Raw genomic sequence first — 11184 nt, forward strand, 5'->3', positions numbered from 1 at the left:
CCCCTTTTCTAGCATAATTCTAACCGTTTGACCCCGGAAAGAGCGCTTGATGATATTGGCAAAAATGCTATTGAAAATAACATCAAGATTAAAGCTTTCCAGAGCAACCCGGCTCTGCTTACTCTCATCTTCTAGCTCTACCAAAATACCCGCTTTTGCAAAGTCATCTTGCCATACATCAACCACTGACTGAGTTATCTGACTCAAGTTGTAGTTCTGACTCCCACCACTTACATCACTTGGAACACTTTTGAGTTCATTTAACTGCCAATTCGTTTTAGCCAAATGATCCTCTGTCGCAGTATCCAGAGGCATAGGTAGTTTCGCCACAATAAAGTCGACGCTTGATTTTATGGATAGAGCTACATGGTCTACGAGTAGGTTTCTAACTTGAATCTGTTTACGTAATTGCTGGTTGCTCGTAAGCAACACTCTACTTTGATGTCTTAACTGATTCGTTTTGAGAGTCACTTGAGCTGCTAGATCACGGTTAGCCTGTACAACGTAGCGAGAGCGCCAGAAAACAAGTAATGCGACGACCGCAATACTAGCTACGACAAAGCCTAAAATAGCAAATCGCGATAGATACCAAGGATGAAGGACGATAAAGTGAGATTCTAAACCAACGACTCCAGTGGCAACTTGAGACTCATTACTGACCTGCAAGTGATATTCACCGGAACTAAGGTGCTCGAGTGTCAGTTGGCCCCCCTCTAACGTTTGCCATGGGTCATCGTTGTTCAATCGATAGTACAAATTTTGACTGTCTGGTTTTGGCATCACACCGAATAAAAAACTCAGCGAAGATCCATATGGCAGTGTGATCCCATTCAGATCGGCACTACCAACTTGCAGAACTTCATTTTCAAGCACAACTTGGCTAACAATAAACTTAGACTCTGGGGGATTAGATACAAGCAGCTTGGATGCTTCTGCTTTTACGAGTCCGTACTTCGACCCCAGAACAAGCTCTCGCTCACCAATTTCTGTCTGCTGTATAACGCTACAAATACCAGGGAGGAACTCATTGTTCATTAAGCCTGATGACGATGCGTAATGTTTCACTAACTCACCCGAAAGGTGGTAATAGCTTAAACCGACAGAGGAAGCTAACCATACACCTTGCCTGTCTCTGATCAAGCAAGCAGGTCTGGCGTTGGGCTCACTCATTTCAACAACACGTTTTTCATCGCTTCGTGTATCAGTTTTAAACACACCATAAGATGAAGCAAACCACTGGCTGCCATCAACCGCCGTGGTCATGTCTAATGATTCACCAAACTTTTCTGAAAAACGGATAAACTGGATGTTGTCATTACTGTATTGGTATACGCCATGATCGGTGCCTATTAATAGGGCATCTTCAGTATCATATAGGCGCGTAACCTTAGCAGGCAAATACTGACTTACTAGCCACTCACTTCCAAAGTTTCGTACGCTTTGTGCAGCAGTATCAACATTGTAAAGATGGTATCCGCTTGATACCCAAAGACGGTCATCACCATCAACGGTCACATGCTCTACGGCATGTCCGGCCATAACCTGTAAATAAGGAAATGTAATCTTGTTGAGACCATTTAGCTCAAATATTTCCAGCCCTTTTGAGGTTGCAAGCCAAAGCATGCCGTTTTGAAACGCAAATTCATTGATCTGCGACTCCAACTCTAAGACTTGGTTAATCCCACTCTTTCCTGAACGATAAATCTTTCGGTCATCAGCAAACCAAAGCGCACCATCAGGACCTTCAATAGTTTGCCGAATTCGTCCTGATAGGGTGTGTGAGTCATAACTACTAAAGGTCACTCGTTCAAATTTTTTACTAAATAGCGAGTAATAACGAATACCTTGGTTAGTCGCAATCCACATCCCTCCCATATTGTCACTCAACAACGAATAAATCTTCGTGTTATCTAACTCTAACTCAAGAAAACTTGCAGGCGCGACTTCGGTGACCTCACCTGAAAAAAATGAGTACAAATAAAGGCCATGCTCTGTCCCCACCCAGTACTCTTGATTTGTCTCTGCGAATGTCAAAACATGTGAGCCGCCAATTCTAATCACTTCTTTATCAGGCTGGTAAATGTTGAAAATTAAAGCGCCACGCAATGTACCTATCAAAATTTCTCTTCGCGTGTGTGAATAATAGACTTTCTCAATGTAGTTTTGACCTGAGGCAGCGACATGGTCAAACTTATCACCTTCAGAAAGATAGAAGCCGGAAGTCGTTGCTAGTGCCCACTTCGTTTCAACTAGCACCGCATCATTAATGTAAACGTAGCTATTATTACTATGTTGATAGAGCTGCAATAGAGAGAAAGAGTTTAACTCGCTAGTGTCGATATTGTAGGTATAGAAATGCGCGCCATCACTCACCCAAATATAGTTCTTTGAAGACCCTATTTTTCTTATTTGTGAGCCTGGATTTAAACTAAAGACTAAACGTCGCTCCTGATTTGGATAAGTTCGATAGACCTCATTTTCAATAAAGGTCCAAAAAGCACCTTTATGATAAGCCAACTGCTTGGCCGACGTTTGTAGGAAGCTACCTGATTTAGGCAATATAGTTTGACCATCGTAAAACAGGACTCTCCCGTGTACGTCATGAATCCACAAACCGCCCTTTTCACCCAAGAACAACTTTTTAGCCGCGATAAAAGTACCCTTTGCCTGAGTTGGCAAAGGGTAAAAGATTGCATTTGCATTATGAAGCGCAAATGCTTGGTAGGATAAGATAAAGCCCAACAGAGCAAGGGCTAATTGGCGTAGCAAGACGAAAACCTTTTGTATCAATTTGTGCTCTGAAAGTGACCGTTCATCGTTTGTAAAACATGGATTTATACGGTTATTTTGAGCTGATAATTATTGGTAATGATATCTCAATTACTTTCTGAGAAAAGGCTCGCCTTACCAAAGGTTGTAATTCTTACTACTGGATCACGTTAAAAAGACTACTCCTACATTACGACAGCACTTAATCTGACTTTTTGTTCAAGCATTGCTCAAAACTATTCGCCATATTGTTGAGAAAAGTAAAGTAACTGCCAGGTTTTGCTTCAATTGTACTCCCTAACGGGTCAAGCTCGCCTTTAGCGACATCACTGCCTCTCATTACGCTCTGAACGACAGCCGGGGTAAACTGAGGTTCAGAAAATACACAAGCCACATCTCCACCACTTAGCTTTTGACGAATTTGAATTAAGGTCTTCGCTCCTGGCTTGCGTTCTGGGCTCACAGTAAAATGCCCCATTTGATTTAGTTCATAACGATCTTCGAAATAACCGTAAGCATCATGGAATACAAAGTAACCTTTGCTTTTTACTGGTGCCAGCTTCTGCTTTATCTGTTGGTCAGTGTCTTTTAGCTCGAGTTCAAACTTTTTGAGGTTCGCTTGATATTGAGCTGCATTTTCCGGATCAAGTGATACAAGTTGATTCACAACAGCCTTGGCCACTTGTTGTGCTTGGCTTACACCTAGCCAAAAGTGCGGATCATGTGAGCCATGATCGTGCCCATCATGGTCATGGTTGTGCTCACTATCAAATTCACGCAATTCTAGATTTGGAATTTGACTAATAGTCAAAGTATTCGATCTATCCGAAACAACTTTCTCTAGAAACGGTTCAAGATCATGTCCGTACCAGATAACCAAATCAGCCGAAGCGACCTTTTTAACATCCGATGGACGCAAAGCATAGTCATGGGGTGATGTGTTAGACTGCAATAGCACGTCTGGTGAAGTTACTCCTTGAGTAAGCTCTGTTACTAACAACTGAATAGGTTTGATACTCGTCAGTACCGTTACCGCCTGTGCTGGCAGTGTTAACATTGCTGAGGCAGCAAGAATTAATGCTCTTTTCATAGTTTTACTTGGGATATGGCGTGGAAAGTGAGATAATGTTACATTATAACATTATTGATTTGCAAATGAGTTTCATTCATGTCTTCCTTAGTCCATCTTGAGCAGTTATGCGTCGAGTTCGATGGCCGCAGAGTTCTCGATAACATTAGTATGGAATTAGAAAAGGGCAAAATAACTACCCTAATTGGTCCCAATGGAGCGGGAAAATCAACGTTAGTCAAAGTTATCTTAGGTCTTCAAAAGCCAACTAGCGGCAAGTTGAACCGACAAAGAAAACTGAAAATTGGTTACGTTCCTCAAAAGTTGAAGCTCAATGACTCCCTTCCATTGAATGTAACCCGCTTTCTAAATTTAGCAGGAAAATACAGTAAGCAGGAGTGCATTGATGCATTACGGCTTGTTGGCGCTGAACATTTACTTAATAGTAATATGCATCGCTTATCCGGTGGTGAAAACCAACGAGTGTTACTGGCTCGCGCTCTGCTTCAACGTCCTCAGCTATTGGTATTAGACGAACCAGCTCAGGGGGTGGATATCCAAGGTCAAATCGATCTCTATGACTTAATTGAGAGCATTCGTCACCGCTTTGATTGTGGCGTATTTATGGTATCGCATGACTTACATTTAGTGATGGCGAAAACGGACGATGTTATTTGTCTGCATCACCATGTTTGCTGCTCAGGTTCACCTGCCACTATTACTCAGCACCCTTCTTACATCGCACTATTTGGCAATGCAGCGAGAGAGTCTCTCGCGTTTTATCATCACGACCATGAGCACCATCATCACGATTTATCCGGAACGCCAGTAAGCGGTGATGCGATATCATGCTCCCACCATAAACACGGACATCACCATCATGATTGAGTTTCTCCTACCTTCTATTCTTGCTGGTATTGGTATCGCGATCATTGCCGGTCCACTTGGGTCATTTGTCGTTTGGCGTAAAATGGCTTACTTCGGAGATACCCTAGCTCATGCATCGTTAATGGGCCTAGCGCTGGGCTTCTTGCTCAACGTAAATCTCTACCTTGCGCTACTCGTCTGCTGTTTAGCTCTGGCCGTTTTGCTTGTCACTCTGCAAAAGCAACAACTTGTGGCTACAGACACGTTGTTAGGTATCTTGGCACACAGTGCACTCTCTATCGGTTTAGTATCGGTTAGCTTTTTGGAAAACGTGCGCGTCGATTTAATGAGCTACCTATTTGGGGACTTACTTGCCGTCTCTCCACAAGATCTGATGTTTATTTACGCAGGTGTTGTTGCGGTAAGCGCGTGTTTGTACGTCTTCTGGCGCCCACTGCTTTCTAGCACTGTTAGTGAAGAACTTGCCGCTGTTGAGGGCGTGAATACAGACTTAGTTAGATTGGTGTTAATGCTAATGGTGGGTGTAGTAATCGCAGTAGGTATGAAGTTCGTTGGCGCGTTGATCATGACTTCGCTCCTAATTATCCCAGCAGCAACAGCACGTAAAGTCTCTTCATCACCAGAGCAAATGGCATTGTTCGCATCCATTATTGGCTCTGTGGCAGTACTGATGGGGCTTAGCCTATCATGGCACTTCGATACACCGGCCGGCCCTTCCGTAGTGATCAGCGCAACATCCTTATTTATGCTGAGCCAGCTGATTAAAAGCAAAGCATAATCGCATTGAGTATTAAACGCGAAAGACCTTGCTAACAACAAACATAAATCCACGGAAACGGAAAAAGAAAAGCCTGCGAAATCGCAGGCTTTTTAATACTTATTAAGTAGTGTGGTCGATTACCAACCCGTCACTTCACGTAGACCTTGGCCAATCTCTGCTAGAGATTTCACAGTTTTAACGCCAGCCGCTTCTAGTGCAGCGAATTTGTCTTCAGCAGTACCTTTACCACCAGAGATAATCGCACCAGCATGGCCCATACGCTTACCAGGAGGTGCAGTTACACCAGCAATGTAAGAAACCACTGGCTTCGTTACATTTTCTTTAATGTATGCTGCTGCTTCTTCTTCTGCAGTACCACCGATCTCACCGATCATAACGATCGCTTCTGTCTCAGGGTCTTCTTGGAACAGTTTTAGGATATCAATGAAGTTTGAACCCGGGATTGGGTCACCACCGATACCAACACAAGTAGACTGGCCGAAACCTTCGTCAGTGGTTTGTTTAACTGCTTCGTAAGTTAGAGTACCGCTACGAGATACAATACCTACTTTTCCTTTCTTGTGGATGTGACCAGGCATGATACCGATCTTACACTCATCAGGAGTGATAACGCCCGGACAGTTAGGGCCAATCATGCGAACGCCAGTTTCTTCTAGCTTCACTTTTACGTCGATCATATCTGTAGTAGGGATACCTTCAGTAATCGTTACGATTAGCTCGATACCCGCGTCAATCGCTTCTAGGATTGCATCTTTACAGAAAGGTGCTGGTACGTAGATGACTGTCGCTGTTGCGCCAGTCGCTTCTACTGCTTCGCGTACTGTGTTGAATACAGGTAGACCTAGGTGAGTTTGGCCGCCTTTACCTGGAGACACACCACCAACCATTTGCGTACCGTATGCGATAGCTTGCTCTGAGTGGAAAGTACCTTGACCACCAGTGAACCCCTGACAGATTACTTTAGTGTCTTTGTTAATTAATACAGACATTATTTAGCCTCCGCAGCAGCAACAACTTTCTGAGCAGCATCAGTTAGCGACTCAGCAGCAATGATATCAACATCAGAATTAGCAAGAACTTCGCGACCTAGGTCAGCGTTAGTACCTTCAAGACGAACAACAACAGGTACGCTTACGCCTACCTCTTTAACCGCACCGATAATACCTTCTGCGATCATGTCACAACGTACAATACCACCGAAGATGTTAACAAGTACCGCTTTCACATTGTCATCAGATAGGATGATCTTGAATGCTTCAGCAACACGCTCTTTCGTCGCGCCGCCACCTACATCTAAGAAGTTAGCTGGTTTGCCGCCGTGTAGGTTTACGATATCCATCGTACCCATTGCTAGGCCTGCACCGTTAACCATACAGCCAACGTTACCGTCTAGTGCTACGTAGTTCAGCTCCCACTGAGCTGCGTGTGCTTCACGCTCATCTTCTTGTGAAGGATCGTGCATTTCACGAAGCTTAGGCTGACGATACAGTGCGTTTGAGTCGATGTTGATCTTACCGTCAAGACATAGCAAGTTGCCTTCGCCAGTAATCACAAGTGGGTTGATCTCTAGCAGAGCAAGATCGTACTGAGAGAACATAGTGCCAAGACCCATAAAGATCTTAACGAATTGTTTGATTTGGTCGCCTTCAAGACCAAGTTTGAACGCTAGCTCACGACCTTGGTAAGCTTGTGGACCTACTAGTGGGTCAATTGCTGCTTTGTGGATGAGTTCCGGCGTTTCTTCCGCAACTTTTTCAATTTCCACACCACCTTCGGTAGAAGCCATGAAAACGATCTTACGGCTAGCACGGTCAACTACCGCACCTAGGTATAGTTCGTTCGCAATATTTGAAGCTTCTTCAACAAGGATTTTTGTTACTGGCTGACCGTTAGCGTCAGTTTGGTAAGTCACTAGGTTTTTACCTAACCACTTCTGTGCAAACTCTTTAACGCCTTCTTTTGTATCGTGTAGCTCTACGCCACCCGCTTTACCACGGCCACCAGCGTGAACCTGACATTTAACTACTTTCTTGGCTGTACTAATACGGCCTGCGGCTTCAAAAGCTTCTTGTGGTGTATCACACGCGTAGCCTTCTGGCACAGGCAAACCGAATTCTGCAAACAGCTGTTTGGCTTGGTATTCATGCAAATTCATTTCGATATTCCGTTTGTTTTTCCCTTAAGGGATTTATTATTTCCATAACGCTGCAGTCTTGGCTGCTTGTACGTCTGTAGGGTCTTCTCAAATCAATCCTTCATCATGAGTTCTCATACTGAAGGATTCAAATGAAGGCCAAACGTTGAGCTAGTCTAGCCATTGAAATTTTTAACGTCTAGCTACCTACGATAACTAGACGTTTTAGCGATATTAAACGTCTAATAGGAGACGTGCTGGGTCCTCTAGTAACTCTTTAATCGTTACTAGGAAGCCAACTGATTCACGACCATCAATTAGGCGGTGATCGTAAGATAACGCTAGGTACATCATCGGCAAGATTTCAACTTTGCCATCCACTGCCATCGGACGCTCTTGGATCTTATGCATACCAAGAATCGCTGATTGAGGTGGGTTGATGATTGGTGTAGACATTAGTGAACCGAACACACCACCGTTTGTGATAGTGAAGTTACCGCCCATTAGCTCGTCTACCGTTAGCTTGCCATCACGACCTTTAATAGCCAGCTCTTTGATGCCTTTTTCAACATCAGCGAAACCAAGCTTGTCACAGTCTTTTAGGACAGGTGTAACTAGACCACGTGGAGTTGATACCGCCATGCTAATGTCGAAGTAGTTGTGGTAAACAATGTCATCGCCATCAATCGAAGCATTTACTTCTGGGTAACGCTTAAGCGCTTCTGTTACTGCTTTCACGTAGAAAGACATGAAGCCCAAACGAATACCGTGACGCTCTTCGAACTGATCTTTGTACTGCTTACGAAGGTCCATGATTGGTTTCATGTTCACTTCGTTAAACGTCGTTAGCATTGCCGTGTTGTTCTTCGCTTCTAGCAGACGGTTAGCGACTGTCTTACGAAGGCGAGTCATTGGAACACGCTTCTGACTGCGAGCCGCTGCCGGCACGTCAACCACTGCTGGCGAGTCTTCTTTTGACGCAGATTTAGCGTTCGCAAGATGCGCTTCAATATCTTCACGCGTAATACGACCACCAACACCAGTGCCTTTCACTTGGCTTGCTTCTAAGCCATGTTCAGCCAACAAACGGCGCACTGCTGGGCTTAATGCGTCATTACTTTCTTCGCTAAGCGCAGCTTTGTGACGCTTATCAGGAGATGCTTCAGTACCTTCTGTTTTGTCTGCAGTTGGTTCACCTGCAACTGCGCCTGGCTTCAATTTAGCAATGATTTGTTTAGAAAGTACTGTCGCACCTTCTGCTTCAACAATAGCTTCCAAAACGCCAGCTTCCGGAGCTGGAACTTCTAGCACAACTTTGTCTGTTTCGATGTCAACCAAAACCTCGTCACGCTCTACTGCGTCGCCCGGTTGTTTGTGCCATGTCGCTACGGTTGCATCAGCAACTGATTCAGGTAAATCTGGAACCAGAATTTCAATTGTCATATCTGTTTCTTCCTTTAACTTCTAGTTCTTAATTCGAAGTTTTTGAGTTCACGTTCAGAGCGTCTTCAACCAACGCTTTTTGTTGTTTCAAGTGCACCGACATGTAGCCAACTGCTGGCGAAGCAGAAGCTGGGCGACCTGCGTATTTAAGATTTGCACCTGCAGGAATAGCGGCACGGAAGTTATGTTGGCTACAGTACCAAGCACCTTGGTTCTGAGGTTCTTCCTGACACCACACGAAGTCTTCAACGTTAGTGTATTGAGCAATTGCTGTTTGTACTTCTTCCATTGGGAATGGGTAAAGCTGTTCAATACGCACGATAGCAACATCGTCTTGCTCGTTGTTACGGCGCTGCTCTAGTAGGTCAAAGTAAACCTTACCAGCACAGAACACGACACGTTTCACTTTGCTTGGTTCTAAATCATCTACTTCTGGAATTGCAGATTGGAATGTACCATCCGCCAAGTCTTCAATCGTTGAAGTACATAGAGGGTGGCGCAGCAAAGATTTCGGTGACATAACAATGAGAGGTCGACGCATTGGGCGTACAACCTGACGACGAATCATGTGGTACACCTGAGCCGGTGTTGAAGGAACCACAACCTGCATATTTTGCTCAGCACAAAGCTGAAGGTAACGCTCTAAACGTGCAGATGAGTGCTCAGGACCTTGACCTTCATAACCATGAGGTAGAAGCATAGTAAGACCGCACAAACGCGCCCACTTTTGCTCGCCTGACGAGATAAACTGGTCGATAACAACTTGTGCACCGTTGGCAAAATCACCAAATTGTGCTTCCCAGATAGTTAAACCACCTGGTTCGGCTGTTGCGTAACCGTATTCAAACGCCAACACAGCTTCTTCTGACAATACTGAGTCAAAGACTTGGAATGGCCCTTGGTTGTCATGAATATTCGCTAATGGAATGTAAGTGCTTGCATCGGTTTGGTTATGAAGAACCGAGTGACGGTGGAAGAAAGTACCACGACCCGAGTCCTGACCAGAAAGACGAATACGCTTGCCATCGTCAACCAATGTAGCATATGCCAATGTTTCAGCCATACCCCAGTCAATAGCTTTTTCACCGGTCATCATTGCTAGACGATCGTTGTATAGCTTATTAACACGGCTTTGCAGTTTATGGCTTTCTGGGTACTGACACAGACGATTGCCTAGCTCAATAAGGCGTGTCTTGTCGTATTTTGAATCCCACTCCATATCCCATTCGTGCCCTAAGTAAGGGGACCAGTCTACAGAGTGCAACGCCATTGGACGCCATTCTTTAACAACCACTTCACCGCGATCTAATGCATCGCGATACTCATTGACTAACTGAGTCGCTGTCTCGATATCTGATTCATTTTTATCGATCAGAACATCTGCATACAATTTGCGTGGTGTAGGATGCTTTTTGATTTTCTGGTACATCAAAGGCTGAGTCGCATTTGGCTCATCCGCCTCATTGTGACCGTGGCGACGGTAACATACAAGATCGATCACGACATCACGCTTGAACTCGTTACGGTAATCCAATGCAATGCGAGTAACAAAAGCAACTGCTTCTGGGTCATCTGCATTTACATGGAAAATTGGCGCCTGCACCATCTTCGCGATATCGGTACAGTACATCGTAGAACGCGTGTCACGAGGATTAGACGTCGTAAAGCCTACTTGGTTGTTGATGACGATACGTACCGTACCACCAACTTGGAACCCACGAGCAAGAGACATGTTGAACGTTTCGGCAACCACACCCTGACCAGCGATTGCAGAATCACCATGGATGGTGATAGGAAGTACTTTGCTACCTTGATTATCACCCAAGCGGTCTTGACGTGCTCGAACTGAGCCCATGACTACCGGGTTTACGATTTCTAGGTGTGATGGGTTAAATGCAAGCGCTAAGTGAACATCACCGCCTGGAGTCGCAAAATCAGCAGAGAAACCTTGGTGATATTTCACATCACCCGTCCCCCAAGTTTCGTCGTGTTTACCGGCGAACTCATCAAACAGGTCTTGAGGTTTCTTACCAAGTACGTTCACCAGCATGTTCAAACGACCGCGGTGAGCCATACCGATAACCACTTCACGCATCCCAC

Annotated in this window: 8 protein-coding genes; 2 read left to right on the top strand and 6 right to left on the bottom strand. The window is 44.7% G+C overall.

What is annotated here, in order from left to right; all coding sequences use genetic code 11:
* Together IQR33_RS09660 and znuA are read right to left on the bottom strand one after the other, a co-directional pair.
* Positions 1–2769 (bottom strand): ligand-binding sensor domain-containing protein (locus IQR33_RS09660; RefSeq protein WP_193843672.1); only part of this gene is annotated, 2769 nt, incomplete at its 3' end.
* Positions 2770–2971: 202 nt separating this feature from the next.
* Positions 2972–3859, bottom strand: a complete 888-nt coding sequence (gene znuA / locus IQR33_RS09665; RefSeq protein WP_176310841.1) for a zinc ABC transporter substrate-binding protein ZnuA — start codon at positions 3857–3859, stop codon at positions 2972–2974.
* Positions 3860–3937: 78 nt separating this feature from the next.
* Here znuA and znuC point away from each other — a divergent pair, with 78 nt between their 5' ends.
* Entirely contained in the window at positions 3938–4726 is a 789-nt protein-coding gene (gene znuC / locus IQR33_RS09670; RefSeq protein ID WP_017634809.1) for a zinc ABC transporter ATP-binding protein ZnuC, read from the top strand.
* Entirely contained in the window at positions 4719–5504 is a 786-nt protein-coding gene (znuB, locus tag IQR33_RS09675) for a zinc ABC transporter permease subunit ZnuB (RefSeq protein WP_005382183.1), read from the top strand. Before znuC ends, znuB begins: the two co-directional genes overlap by 8 nt.
* 119 nt (positions 5505–5623) lie before the next feature.
* Here znuB and sucD read toward each other — a convergent pair whose 3' ends face one another.
* The 4 genes from sucD to sucA form a co-directional block, all read right to left on the bottom strand.
* Positions 5624–6496 (bottom strand): succinate--CoA ligase subunit alpha, encoded by an 873-nt coding sequence (gene sucD, locus IQR33_RS09680; protein ID WP_005382181.1) that lies wholly within the window; start codon positions 6494–6496, stop codon positions 5624–5626.
* Positions 6496–7662, bottom strand: a complete 1167-nt coding sequence (gene sucC, locus IQR33_RS09685; protein WP_005382179.1) for an ADP-forming succinate--CoA ligase subunit beta — start codon at positions 7660–7662, stop codon at positions 6496–6498. The genes sucD and sucC overlap by 1 nt, the downstream gene beginning before the upstream one ends.
* 213 nt (positions 7663–7875) lie before the next feature.
* Complete coding sequence (odhB, locus tag IQR33_RS09690; RefSeq protein ID WP_005382177.1) at positions 7876–9084, bottom strand: 2-oxoglutarate dehydrogenase complex dihydrolipoyllysine-residue succinyltransferase; 1209 nt, start codon at positions 9082–9084, stop codon at positions 7876–7878.
* Positions 9085–9112: 28 nt separating this feature from the next.
* A partial coding sequence (gene sucA / locus IQR33_RS09695) for a 2-oxoglutarate dehydrogenase E1 component (RefSeq protein ID WP_228013825.1) occupies positions 9113–11184 on the bottom strand: 2072 nt, incomplete at its 5' end.

It is taken from the genome of Vibrio sp. OPT46 (assembly GCF_015163535.1).
Taxonomy (GTDB): Bacteria; Pseudomonadota; Gammaproteobacteria; order Enterobacterales; family Vibrionaceae; genus Vibrio; species Vibrio alginolyticus.

Bases quoted from the DNA above. Each gene is read 5' to 3' on its own strand.
- znuA (WP_176310841.1), bottom strand. From the start codon at position 3,859: ATGAAAAGAGCATTAATTCTTGCTGCCTCAGCAATGTTAACACTGCCA.
- znuC (WP_017634809.1), top strand. From the start codon at position 3,938: ATGTCTTCCTTAGTCCATCTTGAGCAGTTATGCGTCGAGTTCGATGGC.
- znuB (WP_005382183.1), top strand. From the start codon at position 4,719: ATGATTGAGTTTCTCCTACCTTCTATTCTTGCTGGTATTGGTATCGCG.
- sucD (WP_005382181.1), bottom strand. From the start codon at position 6,496: ATGTCTGTATTAATTAACAAAGACACTAAAGTAATCTGTCAGGGGTTC.
- sucC (WP_005382179.1), bottom strand. From the start codon at position 7,662: ATGAATTTGCATGAATACCAAGCCAAACAGCTGTTTGCAGAATTCGGT.
- odhB (WP_005382177.1), bottom strand. From the start codon at position 9,084: ATGACAATTGAAATTCTGGTTCCAGATTTACCTGAATCAGTTGCTGAT.